The organism is Rhizobium sp. CB3090 (assembly GCF_029714285.1).
Lineage (GTDB): Bacteria > Pseudomonadota > Alphaproteobacteria > Rhizobiales > Rhizobiaceae > Rhizobium.
The window spans coordinates 1,230,219-1,255,423 of record NZ_CP121663.1 but is presented as its reverse complement, the minus strand read 5'-3'; the positions used below and the strand labels follow the sequence as shown (position 1 = coordinate 1,255,423).

At 58.6% G+C, this 25,205-nt stretch carries 19 protein-coding genes and 2 pseudogenes; 9 read left to right on the top strand and 12 right to left on the bottom strand.

Going from position 1 to position 25,205, the window contains the following annotated elements; all coding sequences use genetic code 11:
- Nucleotides 1-2: 2 nt before the first annotated feature.
- Nucleotides 3-2,594, top strand: coding sequence for an NADH-quinone oxidoreductase subunit NuoG (gene nuoG, locus QA646_RS24510; RefSeq protein WP_283059334.1), 2,592 nt, complete (start codon nt 3-5; stop codon nt 2,592-2,594).
- 50 nt (nt 2,595-2,644) lie between these two features.
- On the opposite strand, the gene QA646_RS24505 is transcribed toward nuoG, so the two are convergent.
- The 5 genes from QA646_RS24505 to QA646_RS24485 all read right to left on the bottom strand — a co-directional run bounded on the left by QA646_RS24505 (nt 2,645) and on the right by QA646_RS24485 (nt 5,787).
- Nucleotides 2,645-3,085 (bottom strand): CBS domain-containing protein, encoded by a 441-nt coding sequence (locus tag QA646_RS24505; protein WP_283059333.1) that lies wholly within the window; start codon nt 3,083-3,085, stop codon nt 2,645-2,647.
- Between the two features lie 42 nt (nt 3,086-3,127).
- A complete protein-coding gene (locus QA646_RS24500) occupies nt 3,128-3,694 on the bottom strand; it encodes an NADH-quinone oxidoreductase subunit I (protein WP_283059332.1) in 567 nt (188 codons plus the stop codon).
- A gap of 31 nt (nt 3,695-3,725) precedes the next feature.
- On the bottom strand, nt 3,726-4,712 hold the full coding sequence (gene nuoH / locus QA646_RS24495; protein ID WP_283059331.1) for an NADH-quinone oxidoreductase subunit NuoH: 987 nt from the start codon (nt 4,710-4,712) through the stop codon (nt 3,726-3,728).
- A 389-nt stretch (nt 4,713-5,101) separates the two neighbouring features.
- On the bottom strand, nt 5,102-5,410 hold the full coding sequence (locus QA646_RS24490; protein WP_283059330.1) for a PepSY domain-containing protein: 309 nt from the start codon (nt 5,408-5,410) through the stop codon (nt 5,102-5,104).
- Complete coding sequence (locus QA646_RS24485; protein WP_283059329.1) at nt 5,389-5,787, bottom strand: hypothetical protein; 399 nt, start codon at nt 5,785-5,787, stop codon at nt 5,389-5,391. Before QA646_RS24485 ends, QA646_RS24490 begins: the two co-directional genes overlap by 22 nt.
- A gap of 68 nt (nt 5,788-5,855) precedes the next feature.
- On the opposite strand from QA646_RS24485, the pseudogene QA646_RS24480 reads away from it, so the two are divergent.
- Nucleotides 5,856-6,091 (top strand): annotated as a pseudogene (locus tag QA646_RS24480) (transposase domain-containing protein); the annotation flags it as partial.
- On the opposite strand, the pseudogene QA646_RS24475 reads toward QA646_RS24480, so the two are convergent.
- Both QA646_RS24475 and QA646_RS24470 read right to left on the bottom strand, forming a co-directional pair.
- Nucleotides 6,072-6,303 (bottom strand): annotated as a pseudogene (locus QA646_RS24475) (DUF6429 family protein). The pseudogenes QA646_RS24480 and QA646_RS24475 sit on opposite strands and share 20 nt — an antisense overlap.
- A 230-nt stretch (nt 6,304-6,533) precedes the next feature.
- A complete protein-coding gene (locus QA646_RS24470) occupies nt 6,534-6,983 on the bottom strand; it encodes a cupin domain-containing protein (protein ID WP_283059328.1) in 450 nt (149 codons plus the stop codon).
- Between the two features lie 108 nt (nt 6,984-7,091).
- Here QA646_RS24470 and QA646_RS24465 point away from each other — a divergent pair, with 108 nt between their 5' ends.
- From QA646_RS24465 to QA646_RS24455, 3 genes are all read left to right on the top strand, one after another.
- On the top strand, nt 7,092-8,051 hold the full coding sequence (locus tag QA646_RS24465) for a LysR family transcriptional regulator (RefSeq protein ID WP_283059327.1): 960 nt from the start codon (nt 7,092-7,094) through the stop codon (nt 8,049-8,051).
- Between the two features lie 370 nt (nt 8,052-8,421).
- The gene (locus QA646_RS24460) at nt 8,422-9,036 is read left to right on the top strand and encodes a metallophosphoesterase (RefSeq protein WP_283059326.1); all 615 of its coding nucleotides are present in this window, start codon (nt 8,422-8,424) and stop codon (nt 9,034-9,036) included.
- A gap of 411 nt (nt 9,037-9,447) precedes the next feature.
- Nucleotides 9,448-9,612: a hypothetical protein gene (locus QA646_RS24455; RefSeq protein WP_283059325.1), complete on the top strand. Its 165-nt coding sequence runs from the start codon at nt 9,448-9,450 to the stop codon at nt 9,610-9,612.
- A gap of 105 nt (nt 9,613-9,717) precedes the next feature.
- On the opposite strand, the gene QA646_RS24450 is transcribed toward QA646_RS24455, so the two are convergent.
- A complete protein-coding gene (locus QA646_RS24450) occupies nt 9,718-10,629 on the bottom strand; it encodes a hypothetical protein (protein ID WP_283059324.1) in 912 nt (303 codons plus the stop codon).
- A 314-nt stretch (nt 10,630-10,943) separates the two neighbouring features.
- Between QA646_RS24450 and queC the strand changes: the two genes are divergently transcribed.
- The 4 genes from queC to QA646_RS24430 all read left to right on the top strand — a co-directional run bounded on the left by queC (nt 10,944) and on the right by QA646_RS24430 (nt 13,974).
- Nucleotides 10,944-11,654 (top strand): 7-cyano-7-deazaguanine synthase QueC, encoded by a 711-nt coding sequence (queC, locus tag QA646_RS24445; RefSeq protein ID WP_283059323.1) that lies wholly within the window; start codon nt 10,944-10,946, stop codon nt 11,652-11,654.
- The gene (queD, locus tag QA646_RS24440; protein ID WP_283059322.1) at nt 11,654-12,010 is read left to right on the top strand and encodes a 6-carboxytetrahydropterin synthase QueD; all 357 of its coding nucleotides are present in this window, start codon (nt 11,654-11,656) and stop codon (nt 12,008-12,010) included. Before queC ends, queD begins: the two co-directional genes overlap by 1 nt.
- Nucleotides 12,007-12,744, top strand: a complete 738-nt coding sequence (gene queE, locus QA646_RS24435; RefSeq protein ID WP_283059321.1) for a 7-carboxy-7-deazaguanine synthase QueE — start codon at nt 12,007-12,009, stop codon at nt 12,742-12,744. The genes queD and queE overlap by 4 nt, the downstream gene beginning before the upstream one ends.
- Before the next feature lie 243 nt (nt 12,745-12,987).
- On the top strand, nt 12,988-13,974 hold the full coding sequence (locus QA646_RS24430) for a FecR domain-containing protein (RefSeq protein ID WP_283059320.1): 987 nt from the start codon (nt 12,988-12,990) through the stop codon (nt 13,972-13,974).
- 81 nt (nt 13,975-14,055) lie between these two features.
- Here the strand turns inward: QA646_RS24430 and QA646_RS24425 are convergent, their stop codons facing one another.
- The 4 genes from QA646_RS24425 to QA646_RS24410 all read right to left on the bottom strand — a co-directional run bounded on the left by QA646_RS24425 (nt 14,056) and on the right by QA646_RS24410 (nt 25,125).
- A complete protein-coding gene (locus QA646_RS24425) occupies nt 14,056-16,227 on the bottom strand; it encodes an adenylate/guanylate cyclase domain-containing protein (RefSeq protein WP_283059319.1) in 2,172 nt (723 codons plus the stop codon).
- Between the two features lie 178 nt (nt 16,228-16,405).
- Nucleotides 16,406-18,613 carry a 1,4-alpha-glucan branching protein GlgB gene (gene glgB / locus QA646_RS24420; RefSeq protein WP_283059318.1) on the bottom strand — a complete coding sequence of 736 codons (2,208 nt, stop codon included), beginning with the start codon at nt 18,611-18,613 and terminating at the stop codon, nt 16,406-16,408.
- Entirely contained in the window at nt 18,613-21,891 is a 3,279-nt protein-coding gene (gene treS / locus QA646_RS24415; protein WP_283059317.1) for a maltose alpha-D-glucosyltransferase, read from the bottom strand. The genes glgB and treS overlap by 1 nt, the downstream gene beginning before the upstream one ends.
- A complete protein-coding gene (locus tag QA646_RS24410) occupies nt 21,892-25,125 on the bottom strand; it encodes a maltotransferase domain-containing protein (protein ID WP_283059316.1) in 3,234 nt (1,077 codons plus the stop codon). It abuts the gene before it with no gap.
- Nucleotides 25,126-25,205 lie beyond the last annotated feature (80 nt).

Here is a 25,205-nt window from a genome sequence, read left to right as displayed (position 1 = left end):
CCATGGTCAGCATTACGATCGACACACAAACGCTGGAAGTTGAGGCTGGCTCGACAGTGCTGCAGGCTGCGCAGCGTTTGGGCATCGACATCCCGACTTTCTGCTATCTGAAGCGCCTGCCGGCGCTCGCCTCCTGCCGCATGTGTCTGGTCGAGATTGAGGGGCTGCGACGGCTGCAGCCGTCCTGCGCCACCGCGGCCACCGACGGCATGGTGGTCCGGACGAACACGCCGCTCATTGAGGAAACGCGCTCCTCGATGCTCGACATGCTGCTTGCCAACCATCCTCTCGATTGCCCGATCTGCGACAAGGGCGGCGAATGCGAGCTCCAGAACATGGTGATGGCCTACGGGCCTCGCGAAAGCCGATTCCGCGATGAAAAGCGCGTATTCCACTCTGAAGACATCCGTCTCAGCCCCGTGGTCATCATGAACGTCAACCGATGCATCCAGTGTCAGCGATGCGTCCGGATGTGTGAGGAGGTCGTCGGCGCGGTTGCGCTCGGCACCGTCGAAAAAGGCATGGATACTGCCGTCACCGGTTTCGAGGGCAGTCTCGCGAGTTGCGATCAATGCGGCAATTGCATCGAGGTTTGCCCGGTCGGCGCGCTGATGAGCTTCCCCTATCGCTATAAGGCGCGGCCCTGGGACCTGGCGGAGACCGATACTGTCTGCCCACATTGCGGCACGGGCTGCCAGCTAACGGTGGGCACGCGCAAGGGCGAGTTCATGCGGGTCCGCTCCAAGTGGGATCAGGGGCTCAACCGCGAAACGCTCTGCGTGCGGGGACGTTTTGGTCTGGACTTCGTCTCGAGCCGGGATCGGATCAAGCGGCCGATGATCCGTCGTGACGGCGCCCTGGTTCCGGTTTCCTGGGACGAAGCAGGGGACTATCTGCGCCGGCGGCTGACGGCCGTCGAGAGCAAGGCTGCCGGTGGGCTGGCCTCGCCGCGGTTGCCGAATGAGGTGCTTTATCAGTTCCAGAAGCTGATGCGGACGGTCTTCCGGACCAACAACATTGACTGTTCGACGCGCTGGTCCACGCCCTTCGATATACTTGGTCCGTTGGTGACAAGCTTTTACAGCCGCGCGCCGCTCGATGACGTGATCGGCAACGACTGCGTGCTCATCATTGGCGGCAATGTCACGGAGGAGAACCCTGTCACTGAATACATGCTGCGGGACAGCGCGCGGCGGCGCCATGCTGCATTGCTCATGCTCTCGGCGCGGCCATCCCGTCTGGACGCCGATGCCCGGGTGGTTGTTCGCGTTCCCCCCGCCGGAGAAGCAGCGAGCCTCGCGGCGGTGGTAGCCGGTCTCGTGGCGGCCGCTGACCAGACCTTGCTGGGTGATGCTTTGGCAGATATCAGCGCAAAACTCGGCAGGCCGGGAGCGAGCACCGGCAAGGACGGGCCCGATCGCCTGGCCGAAGCGCTCAATAAAGGCCGCAGCGTCACTGTGCTCGTCAGCGTTGAGCTGCTGAGATCACCCGAAGCGCGGGCGACGCTGCAACAGCTCAACAACCTGATGCGGGTTCTCCGCCTGCTCGGCAAGAACCCGGCGATGCAATTCCTCTTCGACCGTGCCAATCAGATGGGCGCCTGGGACATGGGAGTTCTGCCGGCGGCTTTGCCCGGACTGCGGGCGGTCACCGATGATGCGGCGCGCGCAACTCTCGCAAGCAAGTGGGGCGCCGAGATCCCGTCTGAACCCGGCGCGGGTCTCGACGCCATGCTGGAGCGCTGCGTCGGTGGAGAGATGGGCGCACTCTACATCGCCGGAGCCGACCCGCTGATCGCCTATCCCGACAGAGATTTCGTCACGCGAGCGCTTGGTTCCGCCGATCTCCTGATCGTGCAGGACACCTTCCTTACGGATACCGCGGGTTTGGCAGAGGTCGTGTTGCCCGCGGCAGGTTACGGCGAGGAAACAGGCACCTTCACCAACAACGAGGGCCGAACCCAAATGGTCCGCAAATTTCGCGAGCCAGCCTTCGAGGCGCGAGGCAATCTGGCGATCTTCGACTTCGTCGCAGCGCTCCGCAACCAAGTCCTGCGGCCATCGGTGCAAGGCGAAGTTTTTGCCGAAATTGCCCAATTGATTCCTGCGTACCAGGGGCTGACACAGGAGGGGCTTGGCGCTGATGGCGCATTCACCAAGGCGGTGCCGCCGCCACCGGCTGGCGAGTTCTTCGCGTCGCCTGCTGCACCGAAAGCAGCCGACCGGCTCATGCTCATCACCGGCGACTGCTTATTCCACAACGGATATGTTTCCGAGCGCTCGGAGATCCTGAATACGGTCGCAGATGACCCCTATGTCGAGATGAGCGCGCAGGACGCCGCTCAACTCGGCCTTTCGGATCGTGATCTGGTCACCGTCCGGTCCGCTCAGGGCGAATTGACGGCAAAGCTCAAGGTCAACAGGCACTTTCCCGAAGGTCTCGTATTCGTTCCGGAAAACTACAGGGCCTTGCGTCTCAACAGGCTGATGCGGCGAGGCGAATACCCATGTCCGGTCGATGTTCAAAAGGCGTACGCAACCTTCGAGATTCCCTCAATCGTGGACGTCGAGTCGAAACCCGATAGTCTGCGTTGAGGGATCCCGCTGACAGACTGGTCCCGTATCTGGACATCAGGCTGACGCCATCAGTGATAACCGTTGCCGGCAATGTATTCGTGCAACGCCTGCTCGTTGCGCATCGATTCGTCGAGCCGGTGTTTAACCACGTCGCCGATGCTGACCACGCCGATAGGGGTGCCACCTTCCATGACCAACACATGGCGCGTGCGCCGTTTGGTCATGATCGCCATCACATAGGGCAGCAGATCTTCTGTCGTACAGGTTGCCACCTTGCGGTTCATGATGTCGGCGACCCGCATCATGGGTGCTTCGGTTCCGTATTCAGCCACTGCGTTGCAGCAGTCCCGCTCCGACAGCGTGCCCAGGCATTCCCCGGGCTTACGGCCCACGACCACGAAGCCGATATTGTTGTCCCGAAACAACCGCAGAACCTCAACCATTGGCCGATCTGGTCTGATCGAAATGAGCTCGGGCGATTTGGTTTTCAAAATTTGGCAAACATGCATCTGAGCCTCCTGTCTGCACGCTCCGGCTTCACGCAAGTGCCTTCACGTTCGCCGGATATTCCGCCACCAGTTATAACCCTGCGGCTCACTGGTCTCGACCCGAACGTCCTGTTCGGTGTTCAGGCGCGCAGCGACCACGCCGCCGCCGGTTGTCGCCTTGCCCGGTTTGCCGAGCAGATCCTCGCGTCCGATCACCAGGTCACGGGAGGAAAAACTCGAGAATTCGTACTGCTGGCCAAGTGCGATCGCGTCCGCGGGGCAGGCGTCCTCGCAAAGCCCGCAAAACAGGCACCGGGCCGTGTCGATCTCGAATTTTGCCGGGTGACGATTGCCCTTCTCATCCTCGTAGGGGACGACTTCGATGCAGTCGCAGGGACAGATGCGTGCGCAGAGTTCGCAGGCGACGCACTTGATCTCGCCCTCTTCGTCGCGCGTCAGGAAGTGGTGGCCGCGGTAGCGCGAGTAGGGCAACCATTTTTCTTTGTCAGGATATTGCATGGTTACGGGTCTGGAGAACATGTAACGGAAGGTCAAAGCCAAACCGCTCACCAGATCGGCGAAGAATGCCCAGCCGATCCATGTTCCAAATCTGTCCTGCGCGCGCGACATTGTCGCCTCGCTGCGGAGCCCGCTGTGACCCCTAAAAGAAGACGATACCGCTAATAATTATGTTCGCGATCGACAGAGGAAGCAAGACTTTCCATCCGATCGCCATCAGTTGGTCGTAGCGGTAGCGGGGGAAGGTGAAGCGGAACCAAATAAACAAATAGACGAAAAACGCGACCTTGAGCAGAAACCAGAGGAGCGGCGGCAAGGGGATCAATATGCCGTTCCAGCCGCCAAAGAATAAGATCACCACCAGGACCGACACCAGCAACACGATTGCATATTCGCTGACCATAAAGAATGCAAAGCGGATACCGCTGTATTCGGTATGGAAGCCAGCCCCCAGATCGCCTTCCGCTTCCGCCAGATCGAAGGGAATGCGCTGCGCTTCGGCCAGGCCGGCGACGAAGAATACGAAGAAGCCGATCGGTTGATAGACGATGTTCCATACGTCGGCTTGCGCCCGCACGATCTCGAGCAAACTCATGGATTGCGCCAGCATCACCACGCCAATGACCGAGAACCCCATCGGAATCTCATAGCTGATCATTTGCGCACATGTCCTGAGGCTGCCCAGGACAGCATATTTGCTGTTGGCGGCCCAACCGCCGAAGATCACGCCATAGACCTCGATCCCGATCACGGCGAAGACGAAAAGGATCGCCACATTCATATTGGAGACGTAGAGCGTAATCTTGGCGCCAAGGACCGAGATATTTTCGCCGAAGGGGATCGCGACGAACACCACAAAGGGCGGGACGAGGGCCAGGATTGGTGCCAGTTTGAACAGGAAGCGGTCGGCCTCGGCCGGAATATGGTCTTCTTTGGTTAAGAGCTTGATCCCGTCCGCCATCGGCTGCAGCAGCCCGTGCCACCCCACGCGCATCGGGCCCATCCGCTGCTGTATGTGCCCGGCGATCTTGCGTTCCAGCCAGGTCAGCGGCAAGGGCAGCAGCAGAAGGATCGCAATCAGAAACGCGACCTTGAAGACAATCAGGCCAAGGGCGACGATAAGTTCCATATCCGCGGTTACTTATTCACGGGTTGAAACGCGACCGGACTTCGGCTCGGCTCTGGCTCGAGCACATTACGCACCTATCGCAGCTACAGAGTACAACGGCGAAGCACCTCATACAATGCCGAGCTGGATAGATGACCGAACGAGAGCACAGCGTCTCGTATGAAGTGGAAGCTCGTGATCATTTGACCCCGGCTATCAGGTACCCAGCTTTCTCTTTCGCTCCAAATCCATGGGACAACAAATTGGAACTTTAAGGCATCCGAGCGTAAGACGTTGCGAATCGTCGGCGCTCCAACAATTGGATGTCGGCTGACGGACCACAAGCGGCAAAGCGATGGCAGCTTCGGTAAGCGCCTCAACTGTCATCTAAACGCTCGTATTTAGCGCACCTATTCAACCGAAAGAACTTGACCCGTTTGCCGATCAACCACGACTTTTATGTCGTCACCATCGCGGTCCACACCGCGTATGATGAAGACATTTTCTCTGCGCCTGATGCTATCGACGTCCTGCAGGCCTTCGCGGCGCGCTATGTGAACGGCTTGGCGCTCGGTAATACCCATGTCGCGAGGCGGCGGCTCCATGCCGGGGTTGACGCGCACGCCGCCAGGACCGATCTCAATGCTTTGTGAGAACGAGGGTGTTGCTGACATGAGGGTCACTGCTGCGATTGCCGCTATGGCAAAAATCTTAAACATTGGGCCGTCCGAAAAACTATGTGATCAACTTCCTTCGCCGTTTCAGCGGGAATAATCAAGGGCGAGCGGCGATATACGAGTTGCTGATGGCGTGGTTGTAGCGCGCCGACGCCGGCGCCAGCGTGTTGCGGGATCTCATCATCTTCCTCCTGAGTGATTCTATGTTCACCTCGGAAGAGTGCCGCCTTCGGACCGCCTGAGACCAGTCTGTTCAGTTCGATCAGCGCCGCAAGATCGACGCGTGCCGTTCCCATGGTCATGCCGCTACACACCACAGGATCAATCATCCACCCCGAAATCGCGAGCACGACACCGGTCGGCCTCAAAACCTTTAAAAACTGACCTGTCGCTCGTTCTTCGACGCGCTGAACAGACACCTTTTGGCCGAAATACGGATGCCAGTGATAATGAACCTCGACTTCGTCGCCGACATGGACAGAATGAACGGGGGATGGCGTTAGGAAGGAAAAACTGGACCTTCTCGGGCTCCCAACGTGGGGCCGATCGCGCCGCCGTCATCCTCACCTTCATTACGACATGCCGCCTCAACGACGTCGATCCCAAAGTATGGCTCGCCGATGTGTTCGCCGCATCGCCGATCTTCCCGTCTCCCGCCTGCACGAATTACTGCCTTGGCAATGGAAGGTACACAAAGCGACGGCTATCGCGGCGACCGCGTAAACAACTCCCGGAACAACGCTTCCGAACGCTCCAAGCCCTCATCGGTCAACACCAATGTCTTCGACTTGTTGACTGGGTTGCCGATCATGCCCTTCTGGTGAAGCCGATCCGTCGTTGCCCAATCAAAACCCTTCCAGGCAAAACGTCGTTATGCCGCGTCAGCCACAACGCGCCAAAACTGCATCGTCGATCTTGTCCTCATCTATCTCCATGAACCGACATTACCACGCGCAGCGCCAAAATCCCGCGGTCCTGCTTGGATGGATACGGCAAGCCTACCGGAGGCAGATTTTATCATTCATCTCGTCTGCGCTGCACGGAGTCTTTCCCCCATGTTGGGCCGGACATCCAATTCGTCGCGCCGGGTCGTGCCTTCGGCGGTACCGACGCGCCATTATATTTTGGATTGAAACTCCAGGAGGCGATCGAGGCGCCATAGTGACTAAGCCACGCCAAGCGGCGGTCCCGTGAAGCGGAGGCGGTGCCTGCCCGCAGACTCTGCGATCCGTTCCATATCCTGCGGGATTTGGAACTGGCCTGCGGCCATATCGGCGAAGAAGCCTTCGAAGCCGCCCGGTGTCAGGATGACCAGATGCCGCGAGGGCCTGTCGCCGATAACTCTGAAGGTGTGCTCCATTCCCCGCGGCACAAACACGGTCTCGCCCGCCTTCTTGGTGAAGATCTTACCCTCCATCCAAAATTCGCAGGAGCCGGAAAGAAGGACGAAGGTTTCCTCCTCTCTTTCATGGATGTGTCGCGGCGGCCCGCTGCCAACGGGCGAGAGGCTGTCGACGATGGACATCGCCCCGCCAGTTGCTGCGCTTGCAAGAATGGTTCGGTAATGAACCCCGAGCCATTCAACCGTATCGGGGCATTCAAGTAGGTCAATCATCGTTCCCTCCTGTTGTCAGAATGAAACGAAAGCGCTTTCGTCTTGCAGTTCTTAACACTTGGACCATTATGAGAAAAATCGTTTGATGGCATAGAAACTATCGGTGAAATGAATTTCGCGACCTTTGATCTCAATCTTGTGCGCGTGCTCGACGCTTTGTTGCGCGAAGGATCGACCGTGAAAGCCGGCGAAAAGTTGGGAATGTCGCAATCGGCGGTTTCCGGCGCCCTATCGAGATTACGCTATGCACTCGATGATCAGTTGTTCGTCCGGCATGGCCAAGGCTTGCGCCCGACGGATTATGCACGAGGTCTGGCGCTGCCTCTTCGCGAGACGCTCGACAGGATGGAGGCGATTTTGAGTGGCGCCTCCTTCGATCCCAAGAGCGCCAGCATCACTCTCAAGCTGGCAGGCAGCGATTTTTTTGCAGAGATGCTGATGCCGCGGCTGGCGCGAGAGATTCACGAACGCGCACCGGGTATTCGGGTACAATTAGTCGACCTCGTACCAAACAGCTACATCGACTCACTTGAGCGATATGAAGCCGACATGGCTCTCATCCCTGATGCAGAATTCCCGGACTGGATTGACCGGCGTCCGCTATTCCGATCGTCCTTCACGACCATCGCCCGCAGAGGAAACGCTGCAATCGAAGCCGCCGGAATAACGCTTGGCGAAACCTTGCCGATCGACCTGTTCTGCGATCTCGGACATATCCTTTTCTCGCCCGAAGGAAAAACAAAAGCCATGGGCGATGCGGCGCTGGCCAAGATCGGACGCTCCCGGAAGGTGGTCATGACGGTTCCTGTTTTCTTCGGCGTCTGCCGAGCTGTTAGCGAGAGTGATCATATTGCACTCGTTCCTCGCCAACTGGCGGAGCGGTTAGCGGATCTTTTCGGCCTCTCCCTTTATACACCGCCCATGCCGCTTCCGCCGGCGCTCATCGTCGGGGTGTGGCACAAGCGCTCGACGGGGAACCCGGCTCATTGCTGGATTCGCAACCTGATTGCCGAGATATTGTTGCCGCTCAATGTCGGCGAGCAACCGCTGCCGAACGAAACGCGCTGATGGTGCCTTCAGCACCAAACATCCCATGTTTCATCACGTGCAGGACGACGTGACCGTGAAATCCGGGGGACGAACACCGGATCTTTACGCGGGCGATCATGTGATGCTGCTTTTGTTGACGTGAGACAACGGCACCCGTTTGGCAAACATCGTCGCCGTGTGTTCAATGACCTTCCGGCCTAGCTTGATGATCTGTGCCACGAATGTCGCGCAGCGTCGGCTGGCGCCGACGTCGCCAGCGAGCTGGGCCGGCGCCGCCTCCTATCTGGCGTACGGCCGGAACAGATCTGCGATCGCGACGTAATCGGCGCCATTTTTGTGACGCCACAACCAACTTTTGACTTCGGCATAGATATCGACCCGAAGTCCAGTGGGTTTTCCTCGGGACTTTGATCTCGATCGCCCGCTCGATGAGGAATTGGATGGCTTGATCCGCGGCAGTTCATCGGTTCATTTCATCCACGGCAATCATGATGCCGATCGCGAGGAGTGGCACGACTTTGTATTCGAGAGTGCGATCGCTAATCGAAACCTCAACGCGCGCGTAGTGAGTGCCGGTGGCGTGAGGATCGCTGGTGTCGGCGGCGTCTTTCACGAGGCAGTCTGGCACCCGCACACCGGCGATGGATTGCCGAAATTCTTTAGCCGCGACGAGTTCCTGGCCTCGCGGCCGCCCCGGATGTGGCGAGGCGGACTCCCGCTTCGTCATAGGTCCACTTTTTTTGCTGAAGACTTTAATGCGCTGGCGGCGCAGGAGGCCGACATCTTGATCACCCACGAGGCGCCATCCTCCCGTCGTTTGGGCTTTTGCGAAATTGACGATCTAGCTGAAATCATGGGCGTCAAGCTAATCGTCCATGGCCATCACCATGAGACTTACAGAAGCGAGCTGCCAAACGGCATCCGGGTCATCGGTGTCGGCAAGGCGGAGGTCTTGGTTTCGACGTTCGCTGATTTGTTCGCTCGCGACGCACCGTCGGTTTAACCCGTGAATGCGCTGGATACTTCTAAATGGTCAAGCGAGCTGATTTCACAGCCGACTTAATGGTCACATCCTGGCGCGGCATGGCTTATTCTTCGTGCTTGCTGCCCAGCAGTCGTGCCGTTCATTGCAAACCACAGAGTTTCCTAGGCCGAGGGTCAACTCGCGTTTCAATGGTCGGGAATGGCCGATTTCAGGCAGATTTAGGAGGGATGGAAAAAACAGATGCAGCGGATGGAATGACCGAGCAGCAAATCGGAAGATTCAAACCTGCATCTTCATCAGGTTCTCCTCAGATATATTCACATCTCTAATCGATTAAAACAAATTCAATCGTTTAAACTTTTTAATGCTCCAATTTACAAAGCATTTCTCCCGTGGCATTCAGGGAACACCAACGTCAGGGAGGCCTCGATGCAAGAGCGTGAAACCGTACGGAAAGAAATACCCGTACATGTAGTCGATCGTCTGGAGAACGAATGGCGGCTGATGCAGATCGAGCGCTCGCCGGTAAAGCCGCAGATCGACGGGACCGACAAGATTACCTCCGCGCCAGGCAATGGTCTCAATCCACGCTGAGTACTACCGAGCTTGCTCACCTATAGGCTGATGCCTATTCCATCTCGTTGAATGCCCCGCGCTTGGGATCCGAATCGATCGGGTCCCATCAGACCTCTCTTTCCCTTATGCGGAAATTGCGAGTGCGCGGGGAAGAGGCTCTTCGTCGGATTTAGCCGAATGATCGGGCTGGTCGAGCACCGCTTGGCTGACGGTGTCCACGATTGCGTATTTCTCGGCTTGATAGTTCCAGTATTCGGAGACGAAGGTTCGAGACAGCCAGAAGCTGCTCTTGCCTGGTGCGCCGGCCCAGCCGACGCTTCCGAGTTCTGTCGCCTGTTTCAAAAGCCGCTTCAGATGCGAGCCCGAAATCATGAACTGGCTCTGGATGAGTCTCAGCGAAATCGGGCCGACCAAGACCTTGTCGGAGGTGGGATCGATCTCGCTGATCCGGGAGATGAGATAGTCCATCACCACGCCGCCGGAGGTCGCCCAGTTGAACAGAGTAAAGGTTACGCCGGGGTTCTTCAGGCTTTCACTGTCAAAGATCATCTTGGCGATCTTAGGCTGCATTTGCAGCACTGAAGCCGGATTGGCCGTCGTCCTGGCCATCCTGTCGCCGCCGTCCAGCGCATCCAGAACCAGCAGATGCGTATAGATCCAGCGGGCCATATATTCGCGGGTCGTTTCGGTGGGCTCAAGCAAGATGATGCGGCGGTCGGAACTGCCGGCGATTGGCCGAACGAAGCGATAGGCTACCATTTCCTTCAGGAAGGCCGCCGCCGTGTTGCGGCTTGCGATTTTGTGCCTGATTGCGAAATCGAGAAACCTGCCGGCATAAAGCGCCGGCGTGGGATCATCCGGATAGCCGAGAAACAGAGCATAGCCGGCATGCGCCAGAAGCCACCTTTGCTGCGCGGCAAAGATCGAGGCTATGCGAGGGTTTTCATCATAGATCGCCATGAGTTCATGCGCGCTATGCAATATAGCGGACAGGAAACGTTCGTTTTGACCAAGCTCTTTTGCTGCGAAGGCCATAGGCGCCAACGTCTTTCTATGTTTTAGGTTTGACTAAGTTAGCGCCTCAATGTCCGGCCATTATAGGCTTTAAATACTAAATGTTTGTTTGTCTTGCCGAATGAATCGTTAAGCTTAAATCGTCAAGAGACATATATACCTAAATTGGAGTATCCGCCCGCCGCAAGCTCATGGCTATGATGACCTGCTTCTCGTCGGGTGATCGTGCACGCCTTGCTTCTGCCAGGGTCTGCTGTTAATGACCCCGGCACAGCTTTCGAAAGGCTCAACTATCCGGTCGCAGCCCACCCGGTCAAAACAAGGGACCCCAAATTATGAAGACTATCGTCATCTGCTCCGGCGGATTGGACTCTGTTTCGCTCGCCCATAAGGTCGCTGCGGAACATCAGCTTATCGGGCTCGTATCGTTCGATTACGGCCAACGGCATCGCAAGGAGCTGGAATTCGCCGCCGCCTGCGCCAGACGCCTCGGCGTGCCGCATCACGTCATCGATATCACCGCCATCGGCGCACACCTGACCGGATCGGCCTTGACAGACAACGTCGAGGTGCCGGACGGACACTATGCCGAAGAAACGATGAAGGCGACCGTGGTTCCGAACCGCAACGCCATCATGCTCGCGATCGCCTTTGGCCTTGCAGCCGCGCAGAAGGCGGATGCCGTCGCCGTCGCCGTTCATGGCGGCGATCATTTCATCTATCCGGATTGCCGGCCGGGCTTCATCGATGCTTTTCAGCAGATGCAGAACCACGCCCTGGATGGCTATGCCGACGTTTCGCTCTATGCGCCCTATGTGAACATCTCCAAGGCAGACATCGTGACCGACGGCGCGAAGAACGGCACGCCCTTTGCCGAGACCTGGTCTTGCTACAAAGGCGGCATTCGTCATTGCGGCCGCTGCGGCACCTGCGTCGAACGGCGCGAAGCCTTCCATCTCGCCGGTGTCGACGACCCGACGGAGTACGACGATCCGGATTTCTGGGTGGCGGCGACCGCCGGCTATTCGGCCGAGGAGGTGAAGTAATGTTCCGCATTACCAAGCAATTTCACTTCTCCGCCTCGCATCAGCTCACCCATCTTCCGGCCGATCATCAATGCGCCCGGCTGCACGGGCACAACTATATCGTCGAGGTGGAGCTTTCGGCTGCCGAGCTTAATGCCGACGGTTTCGTCCGCGACTACCATGAGCTTGCGCCGCTAAAGCGCTATATCGACGAGCATTTCGACCATCGTCATCTGAACGAAGTTCTCGGTCATGACCGTGTGACGTCGGAATATCTGGCAAAGCATTTCTACGACTGGTGCAAGCAGCGTCTGCCAGAGACGTCGGCAGTGCGCGTCAGCGAGACGCCGAAGACCTGGGCGGAATATCGGCCATGAGCGAGGCGCGCGAAACCACGATCCGCGTCAGCGAGATCTTCGGGCCGACAATCCAGGGCGAGGGAATATTGATCGGACTTCCGACAGTGTTCGTCCGGACCGGCGGCTGCGATTATCGCTGTTCCTGGTGCGATACGCTGCATGCGGTCGACAGCGATTATCGCGATCAATGGCGGCCGATGTCGGTCGATGAGATCTGGCAGGAGGTGACCCGGCTTTCCGGAGGCAAGCCGCTGATGGTTTCGCTTTCCGGCGGCAATCCGGCGATCCAGCCGCTCGGATCGCTGATCGCTCACGGCCACGACCAAGGCTACAGGTTTGCGTTGGAAACCCAGGCGAGCATCGCGAAGGCATGGTTTGCCGATCTCGACGTGCTGGTGCTGAGCCCAAAGCCGCCTTCGAGCGGAATGGCAACCGATTGGGACGCCCTCGGGGACTGTCTCCGCCTGGCGGCCGACGGACCGCAGATCGCGTTGAAGATCGTCGTTTTCGATGATCGCGATTATGCCTATGCACGTGCCGCCGCCGCCCGTTTTCCGCATCTGCCGGTCTATCTGCAGCCCGGCAACCACACGCCCCCTCCGCCTGAAGCGGATGATGCAACGATCGATATTGACGGCATCATGGATCGAATGCGCTGGCTGGTGGACAAGGTGACGGCAGATGGATGGTTCGAGGCGCGGGTTCTGCCGCAGTTGCATGTGCTTCTTTGGGGGAACAAGCGCGGCGTTTAGAGCTGACGCTTCAATCTTTCGGATCCACAATCGGCATATCGTACAATTCGGCTCGTTTTGGATATTGCTGAAGAAATCGGTCGACCTCCCCATCCGAAGGGTTATGTAGAATATCCTTTCGCGCCCGCTTTCCGGCTGCACCTAATCCGACAATAGCTCGGACTGCATCAATTATACTCAGAAAGGATGATAGGACGTTCAAGGCTATCCTATGGTAAAACAAGGATACTCTTGGAGGGTGAGATGTCGTGTCTCCGTGATGCCGCGATCGCTGTGCTGAGCGTCACGCTGCTCGCCCCCTTTTCTTCGAGAGCCGCCGAAAAGGTCGGCGAGGCGGTGTTGATTAAAACTGAAGTTACCGGCGCAGGCGGTCCGTTGGCGGTCGCTGATCCTGTCCACCGGGACGAGCAAATCCGCACCTCCATTTCGGGCTTGGGACAGTTCACATTTCGAGATGGCACGAAATTGGCCGTCGGCGCCGGCTCATCTGTCGTCATCGACAAATTCGTCTTCGATGACTCCGGCGCGGTCAAAAAACTTACGATAAATGCGGCAAAGGGGACTTTCCGCTGGATGAGCGGAAATTCGAACCACTCGGCCTATCAAATCGTGACGCCGGCCGGAACGATCGGTGTGCGCGGAACCGCGTTTGATTTTTATGTCGGCCGCAATGGGACGACGGCGGTCGTTCTGTTGAACGGCGCCGCTCAATTTTGCGGTGCGGGCGGCTGCAGGCAATTGAAGGCGCAGTGCGACTGCGTGGTCGCCAAACGCAATGGCGAGATAAGCGATCCGCGCCGGGTCAACCGCGATATTCTCAAGACGCTCGGCAACCAGAAAGCCCTGCCGTTCCTGTCCGGCGATCAAACGCTTTCGGGAAGAATGGCTTTTGCGGGCGGTGGCGATTGTGGCCTGTCGACCGCGATGAGAGACCGGCCTAACGGTATATCTCCGCGCAGCGCTCCGGCTAATAATCCTGCACCGTCACAACCCGATACACCGGAATCGCCACGCGCCCAGGCCCCCGCCGCACCGAATACGCCCGAAACTCCCAGCACGCCGGATGTCCCCAATACGCCAAGCGCGCCTGATCCCGGTAAACCGCACGAGCATGACGACGACGGTAAGCATCATAGCCATCACGGCGATCATGACGACGACGACCATGACGATGGTGATCATGACGGCCATCATGGCGATCATGATGGCGGCGGGCATCACCATCGGTAGCGCACAAAGCTCTTTGAGCCGTACTGGCTGCTGTCCGCTTTCAATGATGCCATTTGAAAGCGGCGATGGCTGCAAAATCAGCTAGATGTCAGCCGCTTTGTCTTCTGGTTCATCGACGAAGTGTCCGGCTCGGCGCGAAATCTGGCTGTAAAAATCCTGCAATAGTCCTGTCGCAGCGACCTGCGCCTTGAGTTTCACGGCGCTGACGAGTTTGCGGTTGCTCGTGGACCGCGCGCGCAGAGCATCGACAAGCCGCCTGTGCATAGCCCAAAGTTCGACGAATTCGGCAGATCTTGCCAGGCGCGCATCGCCGACCACCGCAAAGAGTTTGGTTCGCATGCTCTTCCCTTTCAGCGTCAGCGCTCCCGCTTCGAGCAGGGCACAATCGGGCAGCAGGCTAGCTGTCGATTCGGATACCAGAATGTCGAAATTGACGTCCTTGCAGGCTGTTTCGATGCGCGCGGCGATGTTTACGGCATCGCCGACTGCTGAGTAGTTGAAGCGTGTCTCGGCACCCATATTGCCGACGCAGGCAAGCCCCGTATGGATGCCGATCCCGATCCCGACCTTTCGCTTGCCTCCGAAACCGAATGCATCAGTGCCGTTGAGCCGGGCGAGGGTTTCTCGCATGCCGAGAGCTGCATGCACGGCCTTGCCGGCATGATCGGAGACATCCACGGGCGCGTTCCAGAAGGCCATGATCGAGTCCCCGATGAACTTGTCGAGCGTGCCGTCGTTGGCAATGACATGGTGGCTCAGCGCATCGAGCAGCGTGTTCAGAAATGCGACGACGGCGCTCGGCGTCATCTCCTCGCTGATCTGGGTGAAGTTTCGCACATCGACGAACATGACGGTTAGCTCGCGCTCATCTCCCCCGAGGCGCAGGGCATTGCGCGTATGCTCGATGCGATAGAGCAGCGATGGCGAGAGATAGTGGCCGAAAGCCCGCCGGACATCGCGCCGTTCCCGGTCGGTCACGAGAAAGCGGAATGCCGTTGCCGCGAAATGCGTGATCGATCCCGCGACGATGGGTGCCAGCGGGTCGAAGAGGAGCCCCCCATAGAGAAAGGCCGCCCAGGAGGCGACGAGGGCAAAAAAGGTAATCAGCAGGCCGCAGGCAAGCGCGACTGCCGGATTGACGAAGGTTGTGAGGATCACCAGAAGGCTGCCCAGCACGGCGATGGACAGGATTTCCAGCCCGTCCGCCCAATCCGGCCGGGAAAGGAAGCGGCCTGAAAGGATCTGTTCGACGATCTGCGCATGGATGGAGACACCCGGCACGTTTTCACCAAGGGCGGTCGTGCGGACGTCCTGCAAGCCGGAAGCGGAGGTTCCGATGAAAACGATGCTGCCTTCGATGGCGTTTTTGATATCGGCCGAGGCGTCTTCGGTCGTCAGCACCTTGCTTGCGGAAATATACCGCTCCGCAGTGTCGGGACTCACATAGAGCCAGAGCTCTCCCGTCGCCGTTACCGGCACCACGAAATCCCCGATCTTAACCCGGGTTAGCGTGTTCGGCGTGTCCGGCGCCGCGTCGAGTATGTAGGTGGAGGCTCCCTGTGCGACCCGGAGCGCTTCGAGCGCAAGATTGGGGTAAAGCTGCTTGCCGTCGCTGAGAAAAAGCGGAACCGCGCGCACCACCGCCGATGATGCACCCGGATTGAGGCTGATATGGCCGATGCCGGCGGCATTGGCTTCCAATTGCGGCTGCAGCGGCGTCGCGGCCTTGAGCACGGGCGGCGCACCGAAGGGACTTTCACCCGTATAGGCAAATCCTGCCTTGACCGACGGCAGATAGGTCCCTTCGTTGGAGAGGCCGAAGCCCAGCACCACGGGCCTTCCGGACAGCGATTGTGAGAAAATCTCATCATTATCCGGCAGCTTGCCAAGCAGTGAGGGATCGATGCCGGTGACGTCGCGCACGACATTGCGAGGCGACAGGCGGTCGGGCTCGGCGAAAAGGACATCGAAAGCGATGGCGGAGGCGCCCATGTCGGAAAGCCTGTCCACAAGCGCGGCAATCCGGTTTCTCGGCCAGGGCCATTGACCGAATTCGCGCAGCGACGCTTCGTCTATGTCGATCACCCGGACGGGCTGGGTCTCGAAGGTCCGGGGCACCAGGCGCTGATACTGGTCGAATGTCAAATCACGGGCGAGCCTCAGCAATTGCGGATCGCTTACCCGCAGGATCGTCAGCGCTGTGACGATCGCTAGGCCGATAACGACGCCAATTTGCTGCGCGCGCGTCACCATTACGGTGTCAGTCCCTTTGCCCCGCATCCCCGGCAATAAGTAGCAATTCGGAGAAATACAAAAATCTATTGATCTGTTGCTGCGCCAAGGAAGAGCATGCTGCCTTGTTCGCGTGAACGATGCAACGATCAAAGTGTCGACGAGATACGGAACAGGATTTTCTTGACTGCCCGCGCCATCATCGAGGTCCTTTGATGAAGATGGTAGAAAGCGGCGGCAGCCGAAGGGATAGTGAGGCGGGGCGACCGTTCAGCAAAGACAAAGCCGCCGGCACTGCCCCGTTCACTAGGCCGGAGCCACCATATTCATGGGCATCGCTATTGAGCTCCTCGATCCATATCCCTTCCGTCGGAACGCCGATGCGGTAATCATGACGCGGGACGGGCGTAAAGTTCGACACGACAAGAATGGAATAAGAACGGTCTCGCGGAAACCGCAGCATCGCGAAAACGGAATTGGCCGCATCATCGACCACGGCCCATTCGAAGCCCTGCGGATCAAGGTCGCCGAACTGCAGGGCTTCCTCCCTGCCGTAAATGCCGTTCAGATCCCTTACCAGACGCTGCAGGCACGCGTGTCGCGGCTGGTCGAGGACATCCCAGGTTACGGATTGATCGTGTTGCCACTCGCCAGGCTGCGCGATTTCCCCACCCATGAAAAGGAGCTTCTTGCCCGGATAGCCCCACATGAAAGCGAGGTACGCCCGGAGATTGGCGAATTTCTGCCAGTCGTCGCCCGGCATTTTCGTCAGAAGGGAGCCCTTTCCGTGGACGACCTCATCGTGGGAGAGCGGCAGCATGAAGTGTTCGGAATAGGCATAGATCATGCCGAAGGTCATCATGTCATGGTGATGTCTGCGGTAAACGGGATCCTTCGACATGTAAGTGAGGCTGTCATGCATCCAGCCCATATTCCATTTGATGTCAAAGCCGAGACCGCCTTGCTCCGGCGGTTTCGTCACCCCTGGCCAGGCCGTGGATTCTTCGGCGATCATGAATGCGTGCGGGCATCGTTGATGGATGATGCTGTTCAGGTGCTTGAGGAATTCGACCGCTTCCAGATTCTCCCGGCCGCCGTATCGATTGGGAATCCATTCGCCTTCGTTGCGGCTATAGTCGCGGTAGAGCATCGAAGCCACGGCATCCACCCTCAGGCCATCCACGTGATAGCGCTCCAGCCACTCCAAGGCGCTGGCGATCAGAAAGCCTTTCACCTCGTTGCGGCCGAGATTGTAGATCAGCGTATTCCAATCGGCGTGGAAACCTTCTCGGGGGTCCTCATGTTCGTATAGGGCGCTGCCGTCGAAGCGGGCCAGTCCCCAGACATCGGTCGGAAAGTGTGCTGGCACCCAGTCCAGGATCACACCCAGATTTGCTTCGTGGCATCGATCGACGAAATAGGCGAAGTCTTCCGGCGTACCATAGCGTCCGGTGGGGGCGAAAAGGCCGAGAGGCTGGTAGCCCCAGGAGCCGCCGAACGGGTGCTCCATGATAGGAAGCAACTCGATGTGGGTGAATCCCATGTCACGCGCATAGGGGACGAGCCGCTGGCTGAGTTCGATCCAGTCGAAAGACCGGTTGCCGTCCTGGAGATTTCGAAGCCACGAACCCACATGGACTTCGTAGACAGAGATCGCCCCCTCCAGGCCCTTTGCCGATTGCCGGGCATGGAGCCATTTGTCATCGCTCCAGCGGAACGGTATTGAGGACGCGACGATGGAAGCGGTGGACGGCGCAGCTTCGCTCGCCCGCGCCACCGGATCGGCCTTCTGCGGAAGGCAGTTGCCATTTGCATCGATAATCTCGAACTTATAGCGCTCTCCAGGTGTCAGCCGCGGAATAAAGATCTCCCAAACGCCCGCGCGCGCGCGCAGGCGCATGGGGTTGCGCCGGCCGTCCCAGGAATTGAAATCTCCGACCACGGAGACTCGCCGAGCGTTCGGTGCCCATACGGCAAAGCGAACGCCGGCGATACCGTCGACCTCCATTGCGATGGCGCCGAGGGTTCGGCTGAGATTGTAGTGGGTTCCCTCCGAAATCAGATGGAGATCGAGTTCGCCCAGCAGAAGCCCAAAGCTATAGGGGTCCTCAGTCAGTTGAACTGCATCCGGCCACTTGATCTGCAGGCAATAGTCCAATTTGGAAGCAATCGCGGCCGCAAACAATCCGGCCGGGTGAACAAGCTGGCAGGTCGTCAGGACATTGCCGCTCGCGGTGTCGATGATATCGACCGCATCTGCGCCGGGCATGAGGACGCGTACGATCGTGAACATGCCGTGTTTATGGATTCCGAGGATTGCAAACGGATCGCCGTGGCGTCCTTGCGTCAGCGCCGCAATCGCATCCTGTCCAATGCCGGCGAGAAGGTCGGAGCGTTCGATATCCACTAGCGAGCCTCCAGAAGATTGGACAGGATGCCCGAAAGCCCTGCCAATGGAATGGGCAGCCATTTTGGCCGGTTGCGCGCCTCGTAGGCGATTTCATAAGCAGCTTTTTCCAGAAGGAAGGCGTGGAGAATCCTGCGTCGTTGCTCGGGCGGCATGGACAACGCCGCCGACACTGAAATCGCTTCGAAATAGGCGTCGAGAAAAGCCCGTTCCGCTTTCCCCGCGAAGCGGGCGATAGCCTTTCGCCGCCGCTCGTTCTCGTGCTCGATCACCGCGTCGTTGTCGAGGTCGGCGGTCGCGGCCAGATAACTCAGCGACCGCAACAGCCCTGCCACGTCCTTGAGGGGGCTTGTTTTGGCGCGGCGCTCGGCAAGGTTTCTCGCAGGCTCACCTTCGAAGTCGATGATCACCGCATCGCCTTCGCTGACGAGGATCTGGCCGAGATGGAAGTCGCCGTGCACGCGTGTCATAAGCGTGCCGCGGACGCTTTCCGTCAGCGTATCGGCCAGGTCGATAATTGCCGTCTGGCGCTGCAGAAGCGGCTTGGCCAATGCATCGACATCCGGATCGGCGGTCTCGTCCAGTTCCGCGAGCTTCGAGAATGCATACGAAACTTCGCCCGCGACCGTTTTCTTCAGCGCTGCGATCTCGGCATCGCCTGCTGTCATCGGCTTGAAAGCCTCCTCATCGGTGCTTTTGGCGAGAACCACATGCAGTTCGCCGAGCCTCTGACCGATCATGCCGACGAAGTTCGTCAGCGACTGGAAGAAATCGTCGCGCGGTTGAGCGGCCGGATCACTCAAGGCGAACTCGTCGGCGGCGCGGCGAAGATTGCTCAGCATCCAGTTCCAGGCGTCGCCCTGGTTTCGGATCGCACCCTGGACGATGATAAGCGTGGATCGACGCCCGCTAGAATCGGTATGCGCGACCTCGCCCAGGAAGGGAGCTGTGTGATCGTAGCCGGCCCGGGTCAGGAAACGCGTCATCTCGACCTCCGGATGCATGCCGGGAAAGATGTGCCTGATCAGCTTGATGATGACCAAGTCGCCGATGATCAGCGAACTGTTCGATTGCTCCGCCGAGAGCCAGTGAATCGGCATGTCGCTGGTCATATCGAGATGATCGAGCTGATCGGTGCCTATGAATTCTATGGTTCCGGTGCGGCCCGTGGTGTGAGATCGCTCGCAAAGCCCGCGCACGATCCCGCGCGCCATCGCATCCACTGCAAATCCATCCGTCAGGAAGCCGACGCGCCTACCCTGGCGGAGCCTGCCGAGCGCGAGCTGCTGGGCGAGTACGGGTGGCTGTGTGTCATCCCACGCCACGGCAAGCGGAAGCTGATAGGCTTCCGTATGGTTCGGAAGCACCGCCTCCAATTCACCGAGCACGACGCCTTCGGCAAATGGAATCGGTGTCGCGGAAATCAGCCGGGCTGCCTGCAGTGTCTGATCTTTCGCCCCAAACCAGCGGCGCTTGGAAAGATAAGCTGGCAGGATCTCGGAATTCAGGATGTTCGAATGTCTGGGCTCATCCACCAACTCCAGCAGGTTTCGGCGGATGACCATCGTCAGCAGGTCGGAGAGCTGCTCAGGAGGCGCTGTCCGCCACGCGGGTCCATCGGCATCGGCGACCAACTGGAACCAGAAGAAGCCGTAGGGCGGTAGCGTCAACAAATAGGTCAACTGGCCGATCGGTGGAAACGGCGACATGCCCGTCAGTTCTATCGGCACACGCGCCTCGAACTGCGACAGGTCGAGTTCCACTGCCTGCGGAAGGCGGGAAAGATTGGCTACGCAGAGAATGGTTTCGTCTTCGTATTCGCGAAGGTAGGCGAGGATCTTCCGATTGCTTGGAGAGAGAAAACGCAGCGCGCCGCGTCCGAATGCAGGATGTTTGCCGCGCAGCGCCAGCATCCTGCGCATCCAGTTGAGAAGCGAATGCGCATCCGTGCTTTGCGCCTCGACGTTGACGGCTTCAAATCCATAGAGCGGATCTGCAATCGGCGGCAAAACGAGGCGCGCAGGGTCCGCACGCGAAAAGCCGGCATTGCGGTCGAAAGACCATTGCATCGGCGTCCTGACGCCGTCCCTGTCGCCCAAATAGATATTGTCGCCCATGCCGATCTCGTCGCCGTAGTAGATCACCGGCGTTCCGGGCATGGATAGGAGAAGCGCGTTCATAAGTTCGATCCGGCGGCGGTCGCGCTCCATCAGCGGCGCAAGGCGCCGGCGGATACCGAGATTGATGCGCGCGCGCTTATCGGAGGCATAGGTTTCCCAGAGATAGTCGCGCTCGGCGTCGGTCACCATTTCGAGGGTGAGTTCATCGTGATTGCGCAGGAATATCGCCCATTGGCAGATATCCGGAATTTCGGGCGTCTGGCGCAGGATGTCGGTGATTGGAAAACGGTCTTCCTTGGCAATCGCCATGTACATGCGCGGCATCAGCGGGAAGTGGAATGCCATATGGCATTCGTCGCCATCGCCGAAATATTCGCGCGTGTCTTCCGGCCACTGGTTCGCCTCGGCGAGCAGCATCACACCGGGATGGGTCGAATCCAGCGCCGCGCGTATCCGCTTCAGGATCGCGTGGGTTTCGGGCAGGTTCTCGTTGATCGTGCCGTCCCGCTCGACGAGGTAGGGGATGGCATCCAGACGAAAACCGTCGATGCCCGTTTCCAGCCAAAAGCGCATCACTTTCAGCAATTCTTCCATCACCAGCGGATTGTCGAAGTTCAGGTCCGGCTGATGCGAATAAAACCGATGCCAATAATAGGCGCCGGCGACGGGGTCCCATGTCCAGTTGGATTTTTCGGTATCGACGAAAATAATGCGTGTTTCCGAAAACCTTTGATCGGTATCCGACCAGAGATAAAAATCCCGTTCGGGGGAGCCTGCCGGTGCTTGGCGAGCACGTTGGAACCATGGGTGCTGATCCGAGGTGTGATTGATCACGAGCTCGATGATGACGTGGATATTGCGCCGATGGGCGGCGTCCACGAAACCTCGAAAATCCTCCATCGTTCCGTAATCCGGACTGATATTGCCATAGTCGGCAATGTCATAACCGTCGTCGCGACGCGGCGAGGGGAAGAAAGGCAGCAGCCAAATGGCGTTGATTCCCAGCGACGCGATATGATCCAGCTTTTGGTGCAGTCCCGCAAAATCGCCGACGCCATCGTTATTGGCATCATAGAACGATTTGATATGGAGCTGGTAGATCATCGCATCCTTGTACCAGAGCGGATCGAGTTCCCTGCCGCGGTGCATCGTGTCCATTCATGCCTCCCTTGACCGGACGCGCCAGATCGCGAAGGGGAGGCTGTGCGGATCAAGCCTGACCCTTTGCCGTTTGCCTGTCCAACTGAAGCGGCCGCCGCCGATGAGATCCTCGGCGTCCAACGTGCCGTCGTCCCCGAGTGACCAGAGCCAGAGTGGTATCTCGACCTCGCTCTCCTGCGGGTGTTGAGGATCGAGGGTGATGGCGACGAGCAGGACGTTGTCGCGGGCCGGGCTCGCTTTTTCGAAAAAGAGAATATTGTCGTTGGCTGCGTTGAGAAGCGTCAGCCCCAGGTGCGAATGCAGCGCGCTGTTTTCGCTCCTGATCCGATTGAGCATCCGGATCTCGGCAATAATATTTCCCGGGCGGTCATAATCCCAGGCGCGGATCTCATATTTCTCGCTGTCGGCATATTCCTTGCGCTTGGCGTCCGGACGTCCCTCGCAGAGTTCGAAGCCGTTATAGACGCCCCACAGACCTGAAAGGGTTGCCGCGAGTGCTGCGCGGATCAGGAAGGCCGGGCGAGGGGCATCCTGCAGAAAGTCGGGATTAATATCGGGCGTGTTGACAAAAAAATGCGGGCGGAAAAAATCTTTCACGGCCGTCTGGGTGAGCTCTCGCATATATTGTTCGAGCTCCCATTTGCTGTTGCGCCAGGTGAAGTAGGTATAGGATTGCGAAAAGCCCAATTTCGCGAGGCGGTACATGACTTTCGGCTTGGTGAACGCTTCCGCCAGGAAAACCACATCGGGATGACGCGCCCTGATATCGTCGATCAGCCATTCCCAGAAAGGAAATGGTTTGGTGTGGGGATTATCGACACGAAACAGCTTTACGCCCTGATCCGCCCATAACCGCACGATATTCCGCAGCTCAAGCCACAGCCCGGGCACCGAGTCCTTGGTGTAAAAGTCGACGTTGACGATGTCTTCATATTTTTTGGGCGGGTTTTCAGCGTAACGGAGCGTTCCATCCGGCCGCCAGTCGAACCAACCCGGGTGCTGCTTGAGCCAGGGGTGATCCGGTGATGTCTGGATGGCGAAATCGAGTGCGATCTCAAGCCCATGGTCCGCAGCCGCTTTGATCAGGCGACGAAAGTCGTCGAAAGTGCCGAGTTCCGGATGAATGGCGTCATGTCCGCCGGCGGCAGACCCGATGGCATAGGGGCTTCCTGGATCGTCAGGTCCGGCTTGCAGGCTGTTGTTGCGGCCCTTTCGATTGGTCGAACCGATCGGATGGATCGGCGGAAAATAGAGCACGTCGAAGCCCATGTCGCGAATGGCCGGCAATCGTGCGATAACGTCATCGAAGGTGCCGTGCCTGCTGGGATCGCCGCTCTGCGACCGTGGGAATATCTCGTACCAGCTTGCGTATGCCGCGGCCTTGCGCTCGGCATCGACTGCGCTTGCTTCTGAGCGAACCCGAAATGGTCGCTTATCGGCTCGCGCCATCAGTTCTGATGTATGCGAATTGAGCAGAATCGCCGTCCGCTCTGCTTGGGACGAGAATTCGAGCCTCTCAAGCAATGCCTGCAGTTCGGTTCGAAGCGCGGTATCCCGCGTCTCGCCAAGTGCTGTGCGAACGAGGTTCATTCCCTCCTGGATTTCCAGCTTGAGATCGAGCCTCGCCTCACTCTTTTTGGAGAGCTCGTAGCGAAAGACCGCAAACAGGCTCTTCCAAGCTTCGACGGCGAATTCATACCGGCCCACGCGCTCCAGCGGGAATTCGGCGCGCCAGCGATCGTTTTCGACCAGTCGCATCTCCGCCTCGTTCCATGCGGTCGCATCCGTGGAGCGCCACGTCAGAGCGGCGGCGATCGGGTCATGTCCATCAGCGAAGATATCCGCCTCGACTGTGACGATGTTGCCGACGATGCGCTTGACCGGAAATCGGCCATCATCGACCCGCGGCATGATATTTTCGATCGCGAGGCGCGGCGAGGCGGTTGCCTCCGTAATGTCAAGCGTTGGGGCAATCGTGATTGGCGATGAGGCCGCCGCTTCGAACGCGATGACTTCTCCCGCCCGCAGGCGAAGGTCCGCATGGACCCCATTCGAGAAGGGAAGAAATCCCGACGCTGCTTCGCGCAGCGCCGTCAGAGGTGCAGGCGCGCTTCGCCGAAGGTCTTTGTTGAGGAGGATGATCTCTACACGGTCTGCATTCCGAAGGTCTTCTTCATCCGAATGAAGAAGAGCAGATACGGGGCTGTTTGCGCTGCGGATGAGCGAAAGCGACGAATGAAACTTCGCGCCATTCGCTTCGATTTGCCCGTTGGCAGCGCGAATCTCGGATGAAATATCGAAAGCAAGGTCATATCGAAGGCCCCGCAATCCCGATCCGTCTCCGTGGGTCGGATCGAGCGGCAGGGGGGCGCCATATTCGAAACCCATGGGGATCATCAGCCCGCCGCCAAGCGAGGTCGCAAGGCGCAACGCCCTTATCGACCGTCGTTCGCGTATTTCCCGACTTTCCGTCCCGTGCGCCATCCGTTCGGCAAAAGGCTGCTCCGGAAAAGCGATTTGCCAGCCAAGCGGTTGCTGGACACGATACTCCTCGATGAACCACCTTTCGTCGAAGTCCCACCAGGCCATTGATGAAAAGCAGCCGTCAAAGCCGGCTCCGCTGAGTGCAGCTCTCGCCTCGAAAGCAGTGCCGGGCGTCCAGGCAAAGAACTGCACGTTCGGCGCCTTTTCCCGGACCTCGGAGATCAATGATTGCCACAGCTCCGGTGGTACACGATCGATGCCAAGACAGCGATAGCCGGATATTCCAAGCCGGCTCAGCATCTGCAGCCGTTTTGCCCACTCTCCCAATAGCAGCGATTGCTGATCGTCTGCGGCGAGGGTGATGATCGAGCTGCTTTCATCCAATGGCGAGAGCCGCGGATCGATCGGGTGCGAATCTCGCGATGCGTCGCGCGCTTTCCTATCGAGGACGAGATCCATCATAAGCGCCACGCCGCGCTTTCGAGCCTCCATTGCCAAAGCTTCCAGGCCATCGACGAGAGATGTTCCAAGCGAGAGATCAGGGTCAAGATTTTCGAAATTTCGGGGCGCGAATACGCTGCTTCCGCCGCGCTCATAAAGAGGCGCCGTCAGAACAGTATCGAAACCAGTGTCTTTTGCGTGATCGAAGACCTCGCGCCACGCATCGATCCCTCTGAGAAGCAGTGGATTGACGTAGTAAATTTGGGGTGGAGTGCTCGGCAACCCCTCGTTCGCAGTTGATGTCATCGCCGCTGCTCACGTTGGTTTGACATGAGGATTCGACATGAGAACTTTCGTCGAGGCTGCTTTGTTCCCTTTGGATGTCG